10 protein-coding genes and 7 pseudogenes are annotated in these 19,987 nt (G+C 69.9%); 9 read left to right on the top strand and 8 right to left on the bottom strand.

All coding sequences use genetic code 11. The features are described from left to right. Positions 1–368: 368 nt before the first annotated feature. The 5 genes from ABD347_RS20695 to ABD347_RS20715 all read left to right on the top strand — a co-directional run bounded on the left by ABD347_RS20695 (position 369) and on the right by ABD347_RS20715 (position 5,199). Positions 369–1,040 carry a lytic polysaccharide monooxygenase auxiliary activity family 9 protein gene (locus ABD347_RS20695; RefSeq protein ID WP_344363499.1) on the top strand — a complete coding sequence of 224 codons (672 nt, stop codon included), beginning with the start codon at positions 369–371 and terminating at the stop codon, positions 1,038–1,040. A gap of 234 nt (positions 1,041–1,274) precedes the next feature. After that, entirely contained in the window at positions 1,275–2,819 is a 1,545-nt protein-coding gene (locus ABD347_RS20700; protein ID WP_344363500.1) for a PQQ-dependent sugar dehydrogenase, read from the top strand. Between the two features lie 147 nt (positions 2,820–2,966). Further along, positions 2,967–3,953, top strand: coding sequence for a fibronectin type III domain-containing protein (locus ABD347_RS20705; RefSeq protein WP_344363501.1), 987 nt, complete (start codon positions 2,967–2,969; stop codon positions 3,951–3,953). Between the two features lie 691 nt (positions 3,954–4,644). Then, a complete protein-coding gene (locus ABD347_RS20710; RefSeq protein WP_344363502.1) occupies positions 4,645–5,001 on the top strand; it encodes a PRC-barrel domain-containing protein in 357 nt (118 codons plus the stop codon). A 24-nt stretch (positions 5,002–5,025) separates the two neighbouring features. After that, a complete protein-coding gene (locus tag ABD347_RS20715; protein ID WP_344363503.1) occupies positions 5,026–5,199 on the top strand; it encodes a hypothetical protein in 174 nt (57 codons plus the stop codon). A 106-nt stretch (positions 5,200–5,305) separates the two neighbouring features. Here the strand turns inward: ABD347_RS20715 and ABD347_RS20720 are convergent. From ABD347_RS20720 to ABD347_RS20745, 6 genes and pseudogenes are all read right to left on the bottom strand, one after another. After that, positions 5,306–6,288: pseudogene (locus ABD347_RS20720) on the bottom strand (MSCRAMM family protein). Between the two features lie 168 nt (positions 6,289–6,456). Next, positions 6,457–6,888, bottom strand: a pseudogene (locus ABD347_RS20725) (hypothetical protein); the annotation flags it as partial. Positions 6,889–6,918: 30 nt separating this feature from the next. Next, positions 6,919–7,787: pseudogene (locus tag ABD347_RS20730) on the bottom strand (SPDY domain-containing protein). A gap of 14 nt (positions 7,788–7,801) precedes the next feature. Then, positions 7,802–8,556: pseudogene (locus ABD347_RS20735) on the bottom strand (ATP-grasp domain-containing protein); the annotation flags it as partial. A gap of 324 nt (positions 8,557–8,880) precedes the next feature. Continuing rightward, positions 8,881–10,041 carry a lytic polysaccharide monooxygenase gene (locus ABD347_RS20740; RefSeq protein WP_344363504.1) on the bottom strand — a complete coding sequence of 387 codons (1,161 nt, stop codon included), beginning with the start codon at positions 10,039–10,041 and terminating at the stop codon, positions 8,881–8,883. A 483-nt stretch (positions 10,042–10,524) separates the two neighbouring features. After that, entirely contained in the window at positions 10,525–11,319 is a 795-nt protein-coding gene (locus tag ABD347_RS20745; protein WP_344363505.1) for a LacI family DNA-binding transcriptional regulator, read from the bottom strand. 301 nt (positions 11,320–11,620) lie between these two features. Here ABD347_RS20745 and ABD347_RS20750 point away from each other — a divergent pair. From ABD347_RS20750 to ABD347_RS20760, 3 genes and pseudogenes are all read left to right on the top strand, one after another. Next, positions 11,621–13,858: pseudogene (locus tag ABD347_RS20750) on the top strand (glycoside hydrolase family 9 protein); the annotation flags it as partial. A gap of 62 nt (positions 13,859–13,920) precedes the next feature. Continuing rightward, a pseudogene (locus tag ABD347_RS20755) lies at positions 13,921–15,311 on the top strand (cellulase family glycosylhydrolase). 717 nt (positions 15,312–16,028) lie between these two features. After that, positions 16,029–16,151 (top strand): hypothetical protein, encoded by a 123-nt coding sequence (locus ABD347_RS20760; protein ID WP_344363506.1) that lies wholly within the window; start codon positions 16,029–16,031, stop codon positions 16,149–16,151. 29 nt (positions 16,152–16,180) lie between these two features. On the opposite strand, the gene ABD347_RS20765 is transcribed toward ABD347_RS20760, so the two are convergent. Together ABD347_RS20765 and ABD347_RS20770 are read right to left on the bottom strand one after the other, a co-directional pair. Next, positions 16,181–16,843, bottom strand: a complete 663-nt coding sequence (locus tag ABD347_RS20765) for a response regulator (protein ID WP_344363507.1) — start codon at positions 16,841–16,843, stop codon at positions 16,181–16,183. Beyond that, positions 16,840–17,968 (bottom strand): annotated as a pseudogene (locus ABD347_RS20770) (sensor histidine kinase). The gene ABD347_RS20765 and the pseudogene ABD347_RS20770 overlap by 4 nt, the downstream one beginning before the upstream one ends. Before the next feature lie 186 nt (positions 17,969–18,154). On the opposite strand from ABD347_RS20770, the gene ABD347_RS20775 reads away from it, so the two are divergent. After that, positions 18,155–18,529, top strand: coding sequence for a DUF6223 family protein (locus tag ABD347_RS20775; protein WP_344363508.1), 375 nt, complete (start codon positions 18,155–18,157; stop codon positions 18,527–18,529). Positions 18,530–19,987 lie beyond the last annotated feature (1,458 nt).

Consider the following 19,987-nt stretch of genomic DNA (forward strand, 5'->3'; position numbering starts at 1 on the left):
CCCCCCACCCACAAGAAGCCCAATATTAGGGCCATGGCCGTCCGTGAGCGACCGGCTCCGGCCTGCTGATACGCACCTGGCGCACGTCCGGGGCGCCAGGCACCCCGTCGGGATGGGAGGGCCGGCCGGGCACGGTGGATCGCGAGGGCGCGCGCAGTGGACCAGGACCGCCGCTCCTGCCGCAGGGCATCGCGACGGGCGTCGACTCCCGCTCTGCAGGGGAAGGTTCGCGCCACCTGGCGCGGAAGTGGCGCAAATGAACGTTGCCGCTCCGTCTCATGACACTCAATCTGAAGTTATGGGAGCGCTCCCAATCGCTTCATCCCCACGCCGAGACCCGGCATCCCCCCATGGGAAAGAAGGAGACCATGGCGTGTCATGATCACATCAGTCTGGTGCGGCGCCGTTCGACGCTCGTTCCGAGCCTCCTCGCGGCGATGCTCCTCAGCCTGCTCCCCTGGAGCGGCACCGCCGTGGCCCACGGCTCGGTCGTCGACCCCGCGACCCGTAACTACGGCTGCTGGCAACGATGGGGCAGCAATCACCTGGATCCGTCCATGGCCCAGCAAGACCCCATGTGCTGGCAGGCGTGGCAGGCCAACCCCAACGCCATGTGGAACTGGAACGGTTTGTACCGCAACGGATCCGGCGGCAACTTCCAGGCAGCAGTCCCCGACGGCCAGCTGTGCAGCGGCGGCCGCACCGAGGGTGGGCGCTACAACTCCCTGGACGCCGTGGGCGCTTGGAAGACCACGGATATCGCCAGCGACTTCACCGTGAAGCTGTACGACCAGGCCAGCCACGGCGCGGACTATTTCCTGGTCTACGTCAGCCGGCAGGGCTTCGACCCGACCACCCAGCCGCTGCGCTGGAGCGACCTCCAGCTGGTGGCCCGCACCGGCAGGTACGGGCCCAGTCAGAACTACTCGATCCCGGTCAGCACGTCCGGGTACAGCGGTCGCCACATCGTCTACACGATCTGGCAGGCGTCGCACATGGACCAGACGTACTTCCTGTGCAGCGACGTGAACTTCCGCTGAGCCGGCGCCCATGAGCTGTCCCGCCGGACGAGCCCGCGTCCGGCGGGACACCGCTCTCCGCCCTACCACGGTGCTCGGACACACCCACGCGCCGCCCGAACATCAGGGCCGCCTGACCGGCCCCGAGGGGTGGCGTTCGCCGCCGTGTGCGCGTCTTACGGGTCACGCCACCGGGCCGCGTCCCCCGTATGCGAACACCACCACCTGACGAGCGTTTTGATACCTGGAGCCGATATGCCAAGACGCCGCTGGACCGGACCGCTCCTGCTGGCCCTCCTGTTCACCACCCTCACCCCGCTGTCCGCCGCCGCGTCGGCCCCGCCCGCGTCGGCGGACACCGTGCGAGCCCGCACGGCGGCGGACCCCTCGGCCGTCCCCCTGCCGTCGCTGAAGGCGACCACCACCCAGGTCGCCTCCGGCCTGCGGCGGCCCATCGCCCTCGTCGCCCCCGACGACGGCACGGACCGGTTGTTCATCGCCGAGAAGTCGGGCACCGTTCGCGTCTACCACCCGGGCACCGGTCTGGCCCGGGACCCGCTCATCGACATCAGGTCCGCCGTGGACGAATCGGGCAACGAACGCGGCCTGCTCGGCATAGCCGTCCCGCCGGACTTCGCCGACAGCCGCCACCTGTACCTGGTGTACACGGCGCTGCCCGACGGCGCGGTCACGCTCGCCCGATACCGGCTCGACGACTCCCGCTTGGAACCCCTGCTATCCCAGCCACACGCCGAGTACAGCAACCACAACGGCGGCCAGATCGCGTTCGGCCCCGACGGCAACCTGTACTGGAGCATCGGCGACGGAGGCGGCTCCGCCGACCCGTTGCGCGCCGGGCAGCGCCTGGACACCCTCCTTGGCAAGATCATGCGCATCGACGTCAGCCGCAGCTGCGGTCACCTCGGCTACTGCGTGCCCAGCGTCAATCCCTTCGTGGACACCCCCGGCGCCCGTGACGAGATCTGGCTGTACGGGCTGCGCAACGCGTGGAAGTTCTCCTTCGACGACGCCGACGGCTCGATGTGGATCGGGGACGTCGGACAGGGCCGATGGGAAGAGGTCAACCACCTCCCGGCCGGTCAGGGTGGGCTGAACCTCGGCTGGTCCTGCTATGAGGGTCTGGAGAAGTTCCAAGGAGGCCACTGCGTACCCGGCGAGCAGCACACCGAACCAATCTTCACCTACTCCCCGTACACCGGCGGCTGCTCGATCATCGGCGGTCACGTGTACCGGGGCCAGAAGTACGCCGGCCTCGTCGGCGGCACGTACATCGCCACCGACTACTGCTCGTCCACGGTCTGGGCGCTGCGCCCCGACGGTGAAGGCGGCTACGAGCAGGCAGAGATCGGGGAAATGCCCACCCAGGTGACGTCGATCGGCGTGACCGTCGACGGAGAGTTCTACGTCGTCAACGACCTGCCCGGCGGCCTGCACCGCGTATCGTTCGCGCGGGAGGAACCCACCTGCCGGGTGGATCGCACCGTGCGGACCTGGGGGACCGGCACGACCGTCGACCTGACGATCACCAACACCGGCAACACCCCGGTGAGCGGCTGGACGTTGAAGTTTCCCTTGGCACTCGGCCAGACCGTCACCTCCGACTGGAACACCGACCTGACGCAGGGAAGCAACACGATCACGGCCGGCAACGCCTCGCACAACGCCACGATCGCACCCGGCGCACGCGTCACTCTTGGCTACCTCGCCGGCCACACCGGTGACTCCTCGCCGCCGCCGCGGTTCACGCTCAACGGGGACGCCTGCGCAATCGGCCGCTGAACGGTCCGCACGGGGGCCCGGGGGCCCGCCGTGCCGCCAACGGCGGGCCCATCCGCCCTCTTCGCTCCTTCTTCCGACATCTCCGCAGATCGCATGGTCCCGACGGTTGACATGATCTCGTCCTCACTCCGGCGTCGGAGGAAAGTCATGCCCGAGTCCCGCACACCCGGGCGTCGGCCTGCCCTTCTCTTGTCCTGCTCCGTCGCCCTGCTGGCGCTCACGGCGTGCAGCAGCGGTGAAGAGCGGCCGCCTGCGCCCCCGACCGGGGTCACCGCGCAGTCCAGCAGTGCGACCACCGTCCACGTCATGTGGAAGCGGGTGAAGGCCGCCAAGGACGGCGAGGCTGTGCAGGCGTACGAGGTCCTGCAGGCCGGGAAGAAGGTCAAGGAGGTCGACGCGGACCGCACCATGGTCGACATCGTCGGCCTGAAACCGTCCGCCGACTACGTGTTCACCGTCCGCACCCGAGACGCCGTCGGCAACTACTCCGCCCCTAGCCGCAAGGTCGCCGTCACCACCCTCGCCGCGCCCGCCGAGGACGGCCAACCGCCGACCCGCCCGGGTCGGCTTCGCGGGAAGACCAACGGATCGCGAGCCGCCGACCTGCGCTGGACTGCCTCGACGGACGACCAGCGAGTCGTCTCGTACGACATCTATCAGGGCGACGCGAAAAGTCACACGGTCGACGGTGCGGAGACGAGGGCCGTCCTCACCGGTCTCCGACCGGGCACCGGCTACGTCTTCACGGTGCGCGCCCGGGACGCGGCGGACAACCTCTCCCCTGCCAGTGCACCACTGCGACTGACCACCGCTCGGGGCGGAGGCGGCGGGGCGGAGCCCGAGGATTTCCAGGTCTCGGTGCGCAAGGACCCGAAGGACAAGGCGTACTACCTGAATCTGTCGTGGACACCGCCCAGGTCGGACGGACTCGTAGCCGAGTACCAGGTCTACCTCGACGAGGTGTTCGTGACGACCTTGGCCGGGGGTGACGACGCGCGCGGGGGACGGGCGAGGCACACCGTCAACCTGGGCACGGAAGAAGGCAAGACGTATGACGTGAGGATCAGACCGCGGCGGCCGGACGGCACCTGGGGAGCATTCTCGATGGAGCGGACTGTCACGACGGGCAGCTGACGTCTCGACGGCATGGTCAGCGCCCGCCATGCCGACGAAGACCCTGAAGTGTCCGGTGTCGCCCTCGTCCACCCGCAACAACGGGGCCATCGCCGTTCCGGTGCTGCTCCACGCCGACTGGGACTGGACGCCGGCGTACGCGCGCTTCTCCTCGCGTTCGTGGTGTTCCTGGCCGGCGCCAAGAAGCAGTTCACGGCCACGTCACTGCGGACAGCCTCCGCTACGTCGTAGGCCTTTCAGGACAGGGGTGACGATGGTGTCGGCGGCTTCTGTCGACAGTGCCGGCCGCAAGGGGTCCAGGAAGGCGCGAGCGGCATCGCGGACCTCTGCGACAGCGGTCGGCCGGGCCTGCGAAACGGAGAAGGTCGTTGCTGTCGGGACACTCGCGGTGCTGGTTCCCGTGCGGTTCATCAGGCTCACCCCGGTCTCTGGTTCGTTCATCCATGGCTGGGCACTGCCTACGGGGAGCCGTTTGCCTGAAATGACACGCTGATAACGCCACGATCCAGCGAACTTGAGTAAAGCCTTGTCAAGTTCTTGTCCCGCGCTGCGGCGGATCACACGCATCCCGATCGCGGACCCACGCGCAACCTCAACGGAACTGCCTCGGCATGGGGCCGTACAGGTTTGTGTGTAACGGGAAAGGCGGGGCAGGCTGGAAGTGCACCGGCTACGGGAAAGAGGCCCTGGGATGATCCAGATCGCGGACATCCGTGAGTGGCGGAACCACGACGTCATCGACTCGGGCGGTCACAAGATCGGCACGCTGGAGGCCATTTACGTGGACACCAGCACCGACGAGCCCGCCATGGCCACTGTCCAGACCGGGCTCCCCACCCGCCGCCATCTGGTCTTCGTGCCGCTGGCCGGCGCGACCGTGGGCCCTGGGTACGTCAAGGTCGACTACGACAAGTCGCTCGTGAAGAAGTCCCCGGCGATCGGTACGGACGACGTTCTGCCCGCCGAGGACGAAGCGGCAGTCTTCGCGCACTACGGCCTGCCCTACCAGCCCGGCACGAACGGTGAGCGGCAGCTCGCCCGCCGCTGACCGGCCCACCGAGGAGGTGTCTCCGTGACGTTCTTCCTGATTCTCGTCATCGCGGCGATCGTGCTGGGCATCATCGGCGCCGTCGCCGAAGGACTGTTCTACCTGCTCATCATCGGCATCGTGGTCTTCGCCGCCGCACTCGTTTACCTGGTCCTGCATTTGCGCCGCTCCGGCCGGCAACGACGCACGCTCCGCTGAGACACCCGGCGGACGCTCGCCCTCCGCCGCTGAGGACGCGGAAAGCTCGATAAGCAGCAGGCCCCCAGGAATCCTGGGGGCCTGCTGCTTGAGGATGATCGTGGGGCTAGCTGGTCTTCGCGGCGTTGTCGTCTTGCTCGGGCTCGGAGGCGGTCCGGCGGCGGACGGCAACAACCGCGCCTGTGCCGGCGGCAAGGAGGAGCCCGGCTCCGCCGAGGATCCACGCGGTGGCGTCCGCACCCGTGTGGGCGAGGGAGCCGGCCGGAGTCTTCGGCGACGCGCTGTCCGTTGCGCCCGCGGGCGGGACGAGAGAGGAGTCGGCGTCCGGCGTACCGGTGGCCGTGGGCTCGGGCTTCGACTCACCGGGGGCGTGTTCGGTCGGCTTGCCCGTCGGCGTGGACGGCGTGCCGGTCGGCTCGTCCGTAGGCACCGCCGGCGGGGTGGTGGCGGTCTTGGCGTTGGTGACGGTCACGGTGACCGGGGCGCCGGGTCCGGCGGTGAAGCTCTTCGCGGGCTTGTAGAGGTCGTAGCCTTCGGGTGCCTTGACCTGCTTGACTCAGAACTCAGTCTTCCTGCTGGTCAGCGGCAGTCCGCCGGTGGCGGTGCCCTTCGGGCCGGTGGTGAGGATGAGCAGCGTCTTGTCACCTGCCCCGATGTTCACGGTGGAGCCGGGCAGGAGCTTGCCGGTCTTGTCGTCCTTGGCCTTCAGGAGGACCTCGGCGGGCTTGAACGGGTCGACGATCGTCAGGCGGGCAGTGGCGCCGGGGGTGACGATGACGTCCTGGTCACGACGACCTCGTGGAGCGGGCTGCCCGAGGCGGTCTCCTTCAGCCGGTACACGCCGGGCGCGAGACCGGTGAAGGCCAGCTTCCCCTCTGCGTCGGTCTTGCCGGTGCCCGCTTGCTGACCGGTGGCGTCGAGGAGGAGGAAGGCGGCGCCCGGAAGGACGTCGCCGGCCGGGTCCTTCTTGGTGATGGCGACGCTGCCCGCGTCGGGCTCGGGGATCACGCTGGGAGCGGTGGAGGCGGAGGGTCTCGGCTCGGTCGCCTGGGCGGTCGCGGCCGGAGCCCAGGTCAGGGGGCCGGTCACCGCTGCGGCGACGGCGGCGACGGCGGCGACGGCAGCGACGGCGACGACGGCGGCGACGGCGGCGACGGCGACGACGGCGGCGACGGCGGCGACGGCAGCAGGAAGGCGGCGGGCAGAGCGGATACGCAAAGAGGAACTCCTGAAGGTGTAGTGGCGAAGGAGGGAGCGGCGAGCCGGAGCGCGGCTCGGCGCGGACGCGGCCCAAGCGCCGGGGAACCAGACGGCGGTGTACTGCTCTATGGCATCGCGCAGCCCGATGGTGACCGCGCCCTCCCACGGCGGACGGGCGGGACGGTGGTACTTGTCGAACGTGCCGTACTGCTTGGTGTTCGCGGGGGTGTTGTGGGCTACGTCGCGGCGGTGGAAGGTGCCGTGGTCCACGAAGCAGAGTGCCACAGCGTCGATCTCGCCCCAGTCCGCGTGGACGACCGCGAGGCGCAGGCCGCCGTACGTGTCCGCGTGGATGGTTCCGGTGAAGGTGATCCGCAGCCTCAGCGGTGCGGCCGCGACGGGAGTGGCGTAGTAGGTATTGCCGACGACGATGCTGTCGGCAAAGGGCAGCATCATCTCGGCGAAGAACTCGGGGGCCTGCAGGGACAAGAGGGGCCTCCGGTCGAGGTCGAGCTGGTGTTATCGGCGCGGGCCGGGCAGGGCCGGGCGGCTGGTGGTGCTCCAGCGCGGAATGCTGGGAGCGGGTAGCGCGGCCGGGCGGCGGGATGCGGCATCCCGTTGCACGTCGAGTGGGGTGGGGGCCGGCGGTTTCGGCGGAAGGATGGGGGTGAGCTGGGCCATGCCCTTGATGTAGCTGAAGGTCTCCTGTCGCCACCGGGGCAGTGGGGCCGAGTCGGAGACGCACCGGGTGACGGCGGTGAACAGGGCGACGGGGGTGTCGGTGCTGGCGGTCGCATACCAGGCGGACGGTCGACGGATGTGCCGGCCCACAGCTGCCAGCGGGCGTCGCGGGTGGTCAGCTCGGCTTCCGGATCAAGAGGTCCAGTGGTGAACTCCAGCCCGGCGAGCCCGTCGGGCGACTGGATCGCGAACACGCCCCAGCGGGGGCGGTCGATCTGCCAGCCACGCTGGATGAGCGGGACCACAGCAAGAAGCGGGTCGCGGTCCGCGCTGCCGGTTTCCGGCGCCGCAAGGTAGGCGTCCGGGCCCTGCTCGTACGCCTCGGCAAGTGCGGCCGTGAAGGCGGTCACGAACTCCGTCGGACACGAGTCGTTGAAGCAGACGCCCCAGGTCGGCGGGCCGAACGGGTCACGGTAGGCGTTGATACGCCACAGGCCGTCATCTTCTCCTTCGGGGAGGTAGCCGAGGCGGACCTTTCGTTCGGGCGCGGTCACGTAGGCGTTGCCGAGGTCGTCGTGTTCCAGGTCCCAGCCGAGGTCGAGGAGCGGCGCCAGGCCGGGGGCGCCGATCGCTGTGCTGCCGGCGAGGTAGCGCGGGAAGACGTAAACGTCCCCGTCGATGGTGCGAAGGTCGTCGTCAGTTGACATGGGGAGTCCGGTGGTCAAGAGGTGGCGGTGGTCGGTTCGACGCGGGTGACGAGACGGCCGAGGGCGGTGTCGGCGCGGGCGCGGGCCGCTTCTGCGGTGGGACCGGTGGTGATGAGTTAGCCGATCCGGGCGGTGAACATGTCACCCCCGTCCGACGGGAGGAGGAGCCGGTCGCCCGGGCGACGCTGGAAGTGGACCCTGTCCAGCCACGGCGGGCGGGGACCACCAAATCGGAGGGCGGTGAGAGTGCCGGATGTCTCGGGGTAGATGAGCTGGATCACGGCAGCCGAGGACCTGGTCGGGGTGAGGTCGGGGGCACGCTCGCAGGCGACGTCGGCGGCGGCGCGCGGCAGGTCGATGCCGGTGGCGAGGCGGACCAGGTGGCCCACCATGTCCCCCGCAAGTCGGCCGTTGACCTCGACGAGCCGGGGCCGGCCGTCGACGAGGCGCATCTCGACGTGGCTGACGCCGTCGGTAATCCCGAGCGCGCGGATCGCCGCCCGCGCAACGGGAGCGACCACATCAAGAACAGGGTCGGCAGCGTCGACCGAGTGCGCCAGCCTCTCGAAGTATGGAGGGGGCTGACCGTCTTGCCTGTTACAGCCACCACAGTGGTCTCGCCCTGGTGCCTGACGCATTCGACTGAGACCTCCGGGCCGTCGAGGTACTCCTCGACCAGCACCCGCGTGCCCTCGACACCCTGGCAGGCGGCGCGAGCGGCGAGGTCGTACGCGGCGGTGAGCTGGGCGGGGGTGTCGACGCGGATCACCGGGTGAAGCGGGGCTCGAGGGTCGCGCGTGACGAGACGCGTCCGGCAGGATGCCGCCCCTTGAGTGACCCCGAGGAGCCGCTGGCCGACTGGGCCCGGCGCCGCGAGGAGCGTCTCGCGGAGCGGAGAGGACGCCGACGCGCCCTGCCCGACGGCTCCCGCGCCAGAGCTCGTGAACGTCGTCGACTTCGGGGTTCCTTCGCCGGCCTTCTCCCTCGCCGGCCACGGCGTCCGTGACTACAGCCAGGCCCGGGTGGCCTGCTGCCGTGCGCGGCAGCGCCGCCTCCCGCGCGCGGCGGGAAGCGGCACTCCCTCACTCAGCGGCTACGGGGTGACGCAGCCGATGGAGCCGACCGGGAAGTCGTTGCCGGTCGAGGTCGCCGTGAAGCCGAACGTGACGCTGCCGTCCGGCGGGATGGTCCGGTTGTAGTCGAGGTTCGCGACGGTGAGCGTGCCGTCGGATCCGGTGGTCAGGGCTCCGTTCCAGACGCTGTTGACCTTCGTGCCGGCGCCCGGCTTCCACCTCACGGCCCAGCCGTCACGTGCCGTCGCGGCGTGGTTCATCACCTCGACGGAGCCCTGGAAGCCACCGCTCCAGGCGTTGGTCACGTTGTAGACGGCCATGCACCCGGTGTGCGGATCGGTCGGGCTGGGAGTCGAAGTCGGAGTGGGAGTCGGGGTCGGGGTGGGAGTCGGGGTCGGGGTCGGGGTGGGAGTCGGGGTCGGGGTCGGGGTGGGAGTCGGGGTCGGGGTCGGCGTGCCGTCCGAGCCGCGGATGCCGGTGACCTCGCCGTTGCCGCCGTCGAAGACGATGTCGGAGCAGGAGAAGAAGTTCTCCTGGCTGTCCGAGCGCACCCACTGGATGAACATCACCGCGTCGCCCGAGCGGCCCGACGGCAGGTTCAGGTTCCAGTAGTAGTGGCCACCGTCCGTGCCGGGAGAGCCCGTCTGCGGCGGGTTGGTGACGGTCTGGATCAACTCCAGGTCGTCCCAGCCCAGTTCGGTGGTCGGCGAGTATCCCGGCTTGGAAAGGTAGACCCGGAAGGATCCCGGGTGCGCGGCCCAGTTGCTGTGCTTGACCTGGATCGCCTTCCCGGATGTCAGGTGCGTTCGGGGCCAGTCCGCGCGGGCGGCGTTGTATCCGGTGAAGTTGTACGGCGACCGGTCGCCGGCGCTGCACAGCTTTCCGTCCGGTACGTAGCCGGGGCCACGGCCGCCCGCGTTGGAGTCGAGCACGGCGAACCAGTTGTAGAGCGACGAGGCGCCGCTCTCGTTGAGCGCGGCCCGGCAGGCCGGGTTGGTCGGATCCATCGAGCCGGTGCTGGTCTTGCCGTCGAGGTAACAGAGGTAGGTGCGCGATCCGGGCATCATCGTGACGCCGTGCGCCTGGGCGCTGCCTTGCCCCAGCAGGGCCAGACCGATTCCGCCCAGCAGGGTCGCGAAGACCGCCGCCAGCGAGAGCAGTCGCTTCTTGCGTTGGACCATGGTTGTCTCCTGTGCCTGTGTGGGGGTGGTTCGGGCTCTTGCTTCCCTCCTTGCGGCTCGCTTTCCGGTCATGGGGACGGGGGCCGGCGCCCGGGGCGACGTGACCGGACCGAGCGATCAAGAAATCGAGAGTGCTCCCCGTCTCTCAGATTTGGGAGCGCTCCCATGCTCGTCTCGGAGGGACTGTAGGAGAGCCGCGGCACCCTGACAACCCGTCGGTATCGAACGCGTCGAAGGAGAAATTCAAAGAGGGAGGTCAGAGGCCACAGCGAAGCACGATCGCACCTCCGTCGGAGGCGAGGCGATCTGGGAGCGCTCCCGAAACCCCTCCTCCCGCCCCACCCCGCCCCATCCCGCCCCCCCGATGCCCGGGGGGCAGCACCTGCGTGCCGTCGCACCGTTCGTCCGGAGGTAGCGGCGTCCGGTCGCCCGACCGGGCGAGCTGCCCGAAGGCCCCTTACCGGGCCGGTTCCCGGGCCCGCCTCAGGCCGATCCCCGCACCATCAGCCGGGTCCGCAGGATCACATGACGCCAGGCCACCTCCGGCTCCTCCATCTCCTCCAGCAGCAGCCGAACCATGGTCCGCCCGATCTCCTCCATCGGCTGACGGACAGTGGTCAGCGGGGGCTCCGTCTGCTCGGCCAGCTCGAAGTCGTCGAAGCCGACCACCGCCACGTCCTCCGGCACACTCCGTCCCGCCGCGAGCAGGGCGGTCAGCGCACCGGCGGCCATGCTGTCGGACGCGGCGAAGACGGCGTCGACCTCGGGGTGCCCCTCGATGAGCTCGCCCATCGCCCGCAGCCCGCTGGCCTCGGTGAAATCGCCCTCCGCCACCAGGGACGGCACCTCGCGGAGCCCGGCATCAGCCAGCTCCTCCCGATAGCCCCGCAGTCTGCACTGGGCGACGTACATGTCGGGTGGTCCGGTGATCGCGGCGATGGCCTTCCGCCCAGCCGCCGGCCAGGTGGCCGACCGCGACGCGCGCCGCCGACGTTGTCCGTGTCCACGTACGTCACCCGAACGCCTGCCCAGCAGCACCGTGGGCAGCCCCGCGTCGGCAAGCATGTCGGGCAGAACGTCACCGGCCCGCACGGACATCAGCAGCACTCCGTCGACCCGACCTCCGCGGACGTACTCCACGAGACGTCGCCGCTCGTCGTCCGTGCGGACGAGGGTGAGCAGCAACTGCAGGCCCTCTTCGGACAGGGCGTCCCCGACCGCTCGCACAACCTCCGAGAAGAACGGCTCTCCGAACAGTCGCCAGTCCGTCTTCGTCATCACCAGCTCCGTCGAGCGCTCGGCCGATACGTCTCCGCAGTCAGCCGGTACGCCTCCGCGGCCGGGTCGCGAGAGGGCGGCCGAGCGGGACCCGCCCTCGTCGACAGCGAGAGCTCCGCGCGCGAAGCCCCCCAGGGAAACCCAAAGAACGCGCGGGCAGGAGGAGTTGCTCGAACTTCCTCATGCAACGGGTCCCGTCCTGGACGTTGACGGCTCGGCACTCCGGCCACCAGTATGACCCCGCCCGATGGGAGCGCTCCCATTCCTGGGTCACTCCCTGTCTCCTGTGAGGAGCCGAGACGTGAACAAACGCAGAACCGCCCTGCTGTCCCTGACAGCTCTGCTCGCGGCGGGCCTCACCGCGGTCCCCGCCGGCCCCGCAGGGGCGGACGAGGTCGAGCAGGTCAGGAACGGCACCTTCGACAGCGGCACCGACTCGTGGTGGACGAACAACGTCACCGTCGGACCGGCCGACGGCAGACTCTGCGCCGACGTGCCGGGGGGCACGGCGAACCGCTGGGACGCCGCCGTCGGACAGAACGACCTCACGCTCGTCAAGGGAGAGTCGTACCGGTTCCGCTTCAGTGCGACCGGCGCGCCCGAGGGCAACTCCGTCCGTGCCGTCGTGGGGCTCCAAGTGACGCCGTACGACGCGTACTACGAGGTCACCCCGCAGGTGAGCGTCTCCGGCAACACGTACACGTACACGTTCACCTCACCCGTCGACACGCCGCAGGGCCAGGTCGCCTTCCAGCTCGGTGGTGCCGCCGCGCCCTGGACCTTCTGCCTCGACGACGTATCCCTGCTCGGCGGGGTGCCACCGGAGGAGTACAAGCCGGACACCGGCCCCCGGGTCCGGGTCAACCAGGTCGCCTACCTGCCTCGGGGCCCGAAGAACGCCACTCTCGTCACCGAAGCGACCGAGCGGCTGCCCTGGACGCTGAAGAACGCCTCCGGCGCCGTCGTCGCGAGCGGCCGGACCGTGCCGCGCGGGGTGGACCCCTCCTCCGGGCAGAACGTCCACACGATCGACTTCGGCGACTACGGCAGGGCCGGGTCGGGCCTCACCCTGGTCGCCGACGGCGAGACCAGTCGGCCCTTCGACATCGGCACCGCCGCCTACGAGAAGCTCCGCCTGGACGCCGCGAAGTTCTACTACACCCAGCGCAGCGGGGTGGCGATCCGCGACGACCTGCGGCCCGGCTACAACCGCGAGGCCGGTCACGTCGACGTCGCCCCCAACCAGGGCGACGGGAACGTGCCCTGCCAGCCCGGCGTGTGCGACTACACCCTCGACGTCACCGGCGGCTGGTACGACGCCGGCGACCACGGCAAGTACGTCGTCAACGGTGGCATCTCCGTCTGGCAGCTCCTCAGCACCTACGAGCGTGCCCGCCTCGCCCGCACCGGGCACGCGGAGAAGCTGGGCGACGGGAGCCTGAACATCCCGGAGAGCGGGAACAAGGTCCCGGACATCCTCGACGAGGCCCGCTGGGAGCTGGAGTTCCTGCTCAAGATGCAGGTGCCGGACGGCAAGCCGCTCGCCGGCATGGTCCACCACAAGATCCACGACGAGCAGTGGACCGGCCTGCCCCTGCTGCCCTCCGACGACCCGCAGAAGCGCGCCCTGCACCCCCCGACCACCGCGGCCACCCTGAACGTCGCGGCGACCGCCGCCCAGGCGGCCCGCCTCTACAAGGCGTACGACCCCCGGTTAGCCGCCACCTCGCTCGCCGCCGCCCGCAAGGCATGGGCCGCGGCCCTCACCCACCCCGACGTGCTGGCCTCCGAGAGCGACGGCATCGGCGGCGGCGCCTACGCCGACCGCGACGTCACCGACGAGTTCTACTGGGCGGCCACCGAGCTGTATCTGACCACGGGCGGAAAGGAGTTCCAGGACCACATCCTGACCTCCCCGGTCCACACGGCCGACGTCTTCGGGCCGATCAGCTTCGACTGGGCGCGTACGGCCGTCCCCGCCCGCCTCGACCTGGCCACCGTCCCGAACCGGCTGCCCGGCCGCGACAAGGTCCGCCAGTCCGTACGCGAAGGTGCCGACCGCTACCTGGCCACCCTGAAGGCCCATCCCTACGGGATGCCATACGCCCCGGAGGGTCACAGGTACGACTGGGGATCCACCCACCAGATCCTCAACAACGCCGTCGTCCTGGCCACCGCCTACGACCTCACGGACGACGCGAAGTACCGCGACGGGGCCGTCCAGAGCATGGACTACATCCTGGGCCGCAACGCCCTGAACATCTCGTACGTCACGGACTACGGCGAGGTCAGCGCGCAGAACCAGCACAGCCGCTGGTACGCCCGCCAGCTCGACCCGGAGCTGCCCAAGCCGCCCGCCGGCTCGCTCTCCGGCGGTCCGAACTCGAGCATCCAGGACCCGCTCGCCCAGAGCAGACTGCAGGGCTGCACCGGGCAGTTCTGCTTCATCGACGACATCCAGTCCTGGTCGACCAACGAGCTCACCATCAACTGGAACTCCGCCCTGACCTGGATGGCCTCCTTCGTGGCCGACCAGGGCGCACCGGCCGCCTACGGGAGCGCTCCCGACGGCACCTTCCGACCCACACGAGGAGGAACACGATAAAATGCCTCTTGGCCTTGAGCGCGACCAGCGCGACAGCGCTCGGACTCATGGCCCTGTCGAACCCCCCGGCGGCGGCCGCGGCCGGCTGCAGAGTCGACTACACCGTCACCAGCCAGTGGCAGGGCGGCTTCCAGGGCGGAGTGAAGATCACCAACCTGGGAGACCCGGTCAGCGGGTGGACACTCAGGTTCGCTATGCCCGACGCCGGCCAGAAGGTCGTCCAGGGCTGGAACGCCACCTGGGCGCAGTCCGGTTCGACGGTCACCGCCACCAACGTCGACTGGAACCGCGCGCTGGGCACCGGCGCGTCGACCGACCTGGGATTCGTGGGCTCCTTCACGGACGCCAACCCGAAGCCGACGGCGATCACGCTCAACGGCGTCGCCTGCACGGGCAACGTCGAAGAGCCCCCGCCGGGAGGCGGGGGCCCACGCCCGGCCCGGGCACCGGAACCCCGGTGGACGTCAACGGTCAGCTCCGCGTCTGCGGCGTCCACCTGTGCAACCAGTACAACCGCCCCATCCAACTGCGGGGCATGAGCACGCACGGCATCCAGTGGCTCAGCAAGTGCTACAACACCGCGTCCGTCGACGCGCTCGCGAAGGACTGGAAGTCGGACCTGCTGCGTATCGCCATCTACGTCCAGGAGAGCGGTTACGAGACCGACCCGGCCGGCTTCACCAGCCGCGTGAACAACCTCGTCGACATGGCCGAGGCCCGGGGCATGTACGCGATGATCGACTTCCACACCCTGACGCCGGGCGACCCGAACTACAACCTCGACCGGGCGAAGACGTTCTTCGCTTCGGTCGCGGCCCGCAACGCCGCCAAGAAGAACGTGATCTACGAGATCGCCAACGAGCCGAACGGCGTGAGCTGGACGGCCATCAAGAACTACGCCGAGCAGGTCATCCCGGTGATCCGGGCCGCCGACCCGGACGCTGTCGTCATCGTCGGTACCCGCGGCTGGTCCTCGCTGGGCGTCTCGGACGGCTCCGACGAGAGCGAGATCATCAACAACCCCGTCAACGCCACCAACATCATGTACGCGTTCCACTTCTACGCCGCCAGCCACAAGGACAACTACCGCGCCACGCTGAGCCGGGCGGCTTCGCGACTGCCGCTCTTCGTCAGCGAGTTCAGCACGGTGAGCGCCACGGGCGGTGGAACGATGGACCGGGCGAGCACCACGGCCTGGCTGGACCTACTCGATCAGCTGAAGATCGGCTACGCGAACTGGACCTACTCCGACGCGCCCGAGTCCAGCGCGGCGCTGCGCCCCGGCACCTGCAACGGCAGCAACTACAGCAGCAGCGGCGTGCTGACGGAGTCGGGGACATTGATCAAGAGCCGGATCAGCAGCAGCGACAACTTCCCCACCAGCTGACCCCCGACGGGGCTCCGGCTCCCCCGGAGCCCCGTCCCGCCTCTTGGCGAGTCGGCTTCCCGGCGGCCACGGCGGAGCAGAACAGCAAGTCAGCGTACTCTTCCCCGCGCCTTCAGCGGGGTGGCGGGGACCTCCGGGGCGGGCAGGGGGGCGCCGTCGTAGCCCTTGACCTCGCCGAAGCGGGTGCTGGTCATCCAGTCCTCGCGGGCCTGGCGGAGCCGGGCAGCAGTGAATACCAGGGCTCGAACGTCGTCGGCACGCTGGAAGCGTTGAACGCTCTCGTCAGCCAGGTCGAGTAACAGTCGGCCCGGGGACGGGTGAGGCTGACATCGAGCGGCAGACGAGCCCGTTGCGCGGCACGAGCAGCCCACCACCACCCACCCCTGCCGACCTTCCCCCATGGTTCGCCGGCACCGCAAGAGGCGGTCTGTGGCCTGTGTTCCACGCAGTACTGCCCTGCCGAGCTGACCGACCGGGCCTTCGCCGTCATCACCCCGGCCCTGGACGCCGTCGTGGGATCCGGATCGCCCGGCGGCCATCCCTCGCCCGCCTGACGGAGAACCCCCACGCGTGCGCAACTTCGACGGCTTCGGGGTACGCTTCGCGCTTGGCGTGCTCGGCGAGTGCCTGGTAGACGCTGGCCGCGGACGGGTCGCCAGATCAGCCCCGGCACACCCTGTACCTGGAGGCGGGCGGCCTGCTGGTCTCCGAGCAGGGGTGATCGACGACCGCGCCCGCCGCGTCTACAAGGCGACCGAGGCCGGGAAGCAGGCTCTGGCGGAGGACCGGCGGGCACTCAGGGAGTCGGCCCGTGAGGTTCCGGGCGGAGAGGCGCCGTAGCGTACTGACACAGTCCACGGCGTGCGGGGTTAGAAGCTGCGCGGAGTCACCAGGCCGGATTCGTAGGCGAGGACCACGAGCTGCGCGCGGTCGCGAGCGTGGAGCTTGGTCATGGCCCGGTTGATGTGGGTCTTGGCGGTCGCCGGACTGATGACCAGGCGGTCGGCGATCTCCTTGTTGGACAGACCGTGTGCGGCCAGGGCGACTGCCTCGCGTTCGCGGCTGGTCAGCTCTTTCAGTCCGCTGCCGATACGGGCGGACGGCGGCTGGGTGACGTATCGGTCGATGAGCTTGCGGGTGATGGCGGGCGCGAGCAGGGCGTCGCCCCGGGCGGCGACGCGTACGGCGTGCAGGAAGTCCTCCAGCAGGATGTCCTTGACCAGGAAGCCGGCTGCGCCGGCGCGCAGCGCGTCGAAGACGTACTCGTCCATGCCGTAGTTGGTCAGCATGACGACGTGCACTTCGGCCAGGGCCGGGTCCGCGGCGATGCACCGGGTCGCTTCGATGCCGTCCATGAGCGGCATCTGGACATCGATGAGCGCGACGTCGGGCAGCCGCGCCTTGACGAGGGCCAAGCCCTCTCGGCCGTCGGCGGCCTCGGCCACCACCTCGATGTCGTCTTCGAGGTCGAGCAGTGCTCGGAAGCCGCTGCGGATGAGGGGCTGGTCATCGACCAGCAGGACCCGGATCATGAGGCTCCGTTCATGGGGAGTTCGGCCTGGACGGTGAAGCCCCCGCGCTGCGCGGCTCGGTGCGCAGCCGGCCGCCCAGGGCCGTGACGCGTTCGCGCATGCCGAGCAGCCCGAGCCCGGGCGTCGGTGCGGAGTGCAAGGCGGCCGTGCCATTGTCGTCAACGCGGATGGCGAGAACGTCCGGCCGGTAGTCGATGAGCACTGAGGCAGTGGTTGCCGCGGCGTGCCGGGCGACGTTGGTGAGCGACTCCTGAATGATCCGGTAAGCGGTGCGGCTCACCGCGACCGGCACGGCGTGCGGATGTCCCTCCAGCGTCAGCGTCGTCTCCAAGCCGACCCCTTGGAACCGTTTCACGAGGTTAGGTATGTGGTCGAGTCCGTGCGGCGGGGTGGTGTCGTCGTCGCGCAACGCCTCGAGGGTCGCGCGCAGCTCCCAGCTCGCCTCCCGGCCGGCTTCCTGGATCGCGAGCAGGGCCTGCGGTACCTGCTCACCGCGGCGCCGGGCCACGTGGACGGCGACCTCGGACTGCACCTTGATGACCGAGATTTGATGGGTGAGCGAGTCGTGCAGCTCCCGCGCGATGCGCAGCCGCTCCTCGTCGGCCCGGCGGCGCGCGGTCCCCTCGCGGGTGCGCTCTGCTTCGTCCGCCCGCCGTTCGGCCTGCCGCACCGCCTCCCCCGCGGCGAAGGCGGCGATCAGCCAGGCGAGCTCAAGGGTGCTCCGGGCCTGCGCCACGGCCTCGCGCGAGGGCCCATCATGAACGACCAGGGCCGTGAGGTGGAGCCCGGCCGGCAGGGCCACGGAGACAGCCAGTGTGACGGCACGGTGGCCGGAGCGTACCGCGCCGTGGACCGCGACCAGGTAGGAGACGGCGAGCACCTCGAACCCGGCACCCAGGTAGCCCACCGCGCACAGCCCGGTGACGGCCAGGACCACGAGCGGCGCCCGGCGGCGCGCGGCCAGCGCCAGCCCGCCGGCCCCCAGCAGCGCGGAGCCGAGCAGCTCGCGCCCCCGGACGAGTGCGGCCCGGACAGCCCGGTGCCCACCAGCAGCGTCGCCACGCCCACGGCGATCGCCCAGTCGGTGACTCCGGCCGGGACAGCGAACCGTCCTTTGTTGTCCATGGGCGCACCCTAACCGGACGCGGTAGCGGGAGAGTCCGGCTCGTGGACGAGCGGTCGGCTACCGCGTGTGCGGCACCAGCGGGAAGTGCCTGCGTCTGCTGGACGACCGGCAGGAGGGCCGGCGCGCATGCTCGCAGGGCACATCAAACTTCGGAAACGACGACGGAGAAGAAGGAGGAGAGCGGTATGAGCGCTTCAGCAGCACTAATGGCGGCCGCCGAGGGCGGGGTCATCGGCGACGGGCGGACCGGCGCCAACCTGGCTTTGGGAGGAGGACTGCTCGGCCTGGTCATCGGCTGGCTGGCCCTGGCCCGCGCCGGCCGCCGGATCATCACCGGCAAAGCGCGCACCGGCGGGGTGGTGGCCATCGCGGTGGGAACGGTCGGCACGGTTCTCGCGGTGCTGCACTTGGCCACCACCAGCGGCGGCCCCGGCAGCGGCAACGGACTCGTCGGCGCCATCGTGGCCGTCCCGCTGGGGCTGGGCGCCGCACTCCTCGGCCGCCGGGCACTGACCCGCTCGCGCGGTGCCGACCGGCCCACTGATCGGATGACCGTCTGACCGCCACCCGGTCACGACGTGCGTGCGGCCACCGTGCGCCGGACCTCGTAGGTGGCAACACCGACGGCCGGACGTCCACCCCCCTACCTCGCCGACCTCACAGGCCATGACCGGTCCGGCGGCCTGACGCACAGCGGCGATGATGCGCTGGTAGTCCCACGGGAGCGAATCCTCCTCCACCCCCGGCCCGCGGTGCGGGGCCAGCATCACCGCCCGGCCAGCCATCTGCCCGGGGATCGCTCCGACGGAGGAGCGTTCCTCGGCAAGCTGCCCGGTCATCCGTTCAAGGGCGCGTTCCGCGACGGCGAGTTCGTCCCGCTCAGCCCGCACTTCCGCCAGCTGTCTGGCTAACCGCTCTTGAAGTTCGTCCAACTCCGCGCGCCGCGCGGTGATCCGTTCCCGCAACTCGGGATCCAGCATGTGCCGGATCGTAGAAAACCACCGCCCACGGGGAGCGAGAACCGGCAACCCCGACCGCTGAGGGATGGCTCATAGGCGAGATGCGACCCAAGTCGCAGCGCGCGGGCTTACTCGGTGAGGTCGGAGCCGGGGGAGGGAGATGACAAGACCCGGACGTGGTCGGGTGAGAGGTGCAGCTCATACGGCAGGCAACAATCAGAGCAGAGGGTCGTTTCAGTGGAGCCCATCGGGTGGGCTTCACTGAGTGGACGCCACCCGATGTCGTGCATCGCCACTGGATGCAGAACATCGTGCGTTCCACTCGGTGGACGATGCCCCGGCATCGTCACCACAACCAGGCGCCTGAGTGCCATACCCGGGACAGAACACGCGCGTCGCGGTGCGCAGCCGCGTTACCGATTCGGTTCTACCGGGCCGGGGCCGGCGCGACTGCCCGGCGGCCAAGCGGCACCGTCCGGCGTCCGTAGCCGCCGCCTCTGCTTGCGCGCTCCAGCTTCTTCTCCCAAGGTCACTTGTTCGGCGCGGAGAAGGTGGGCGGCGGCTTCCACGCGAGGTCCCACCCACCGCCCCACCGCCCTGCCCCGCGACGTCCAATGAATCGTCGGCGCGCCAGCGCCCGCACCCGTGTCCCGGCGCGGTCGGACCGCGCGTCCAACCGCGTCCGCCCGGTCCGACCGTGTCCGCCAAGGGTCGATTCGCGCCAACCATCTGCGGTTTTCAGGCCCTCTTAGCCCTTGAAACGTTGAGTTAACCCTGCAAACGACTTTGCCGGGTAAAGTATTTCTTGACCAACGGTTGACCACATGTTGACACAAGCTATGGGTGTGAACTGCCGGAAGGGGGGCGCGTGTTACGTGCTGTGATGCCCCGGGCGACGACCGGGGACCTGCGTCCGCCCCGTTCGCCTCCTTGCACCCCTCGCGTCCTTCGCATCCGCGCACACCGTCCGCTCTCCAGAGGCCCGGAGTCAGGCCGAAAGTGATCCTGCCGCGAAGGCGTGAGGCGTCTACCCGGGACGCCGACAGGGCCCCGGCTGGG

Origin of the sequence: Streptomyces gobitricini, from assembly GCF_039532985.1 — a bacterium.
GTDB lineage: Bacteria > Actinomycetota > Actinomycetes > Streptomycetales > Streptomycetaceae > Streptomyces > Streptomyces gobitricini.

Coding starts and splice junctions, on each gene's coding strand:
- ABD347_RS20775 (WP_344363508.1), top strand. CDS start 18,155: ATGAGCGCTTCAGCAGCACTAATGGCGGCCGCCGAGGGCGGGGTCATC.
- ABD347_RS20765 (WP_344363507.1), bottom strand. CDS start 16,843: ATGATCCGGGTCCTGCTGGTCGATGACCAGCCCCTCATCCGCAGCGGC.
- ABD347_RS20700 (WP_344363500.1), top strand. CDS start 1,275: ATGCCAAGACGCCGCTGGACCGGACCGCTCCTGCTGGCCCTCCTGTTC.
- ABD347_RS20710 (WP_344363502.1), top strand. CDS start 4,645: ATGATCCAGATCGCGGACATCCGTGAGTGGCGGAACCACGACGTCATC.
- ABD347_RS20745 (WP_344363505.1), bottom strand. CDS start 11,319: ATGACGAAGACGGACTGGCGACTGTTCGGAGAGCCGTTCTTCTCGGAG.
- ABD347_RS20740 (WP_344363504.1), bottom strand. CDS start 10,041: ATGGTCCAACGCAAGAAGCGACTGCTCTCGCTGGCGGCGGTCTTCGCG.
- ABD347_RS20705 (WP_344363501.1), top strand. CDS start 2,967: ATGCCCGAGTCCCGCACACCCGGGCGTCGGCCTGCCCTTCTCTTGTCC.
- ABD347_RS20695 (WP_344363499.1), top strand. CDS start 369: ATGGCGTGTCATGATCACATCAGTCTGGTGCGGCGCCGTTCGACGCTC.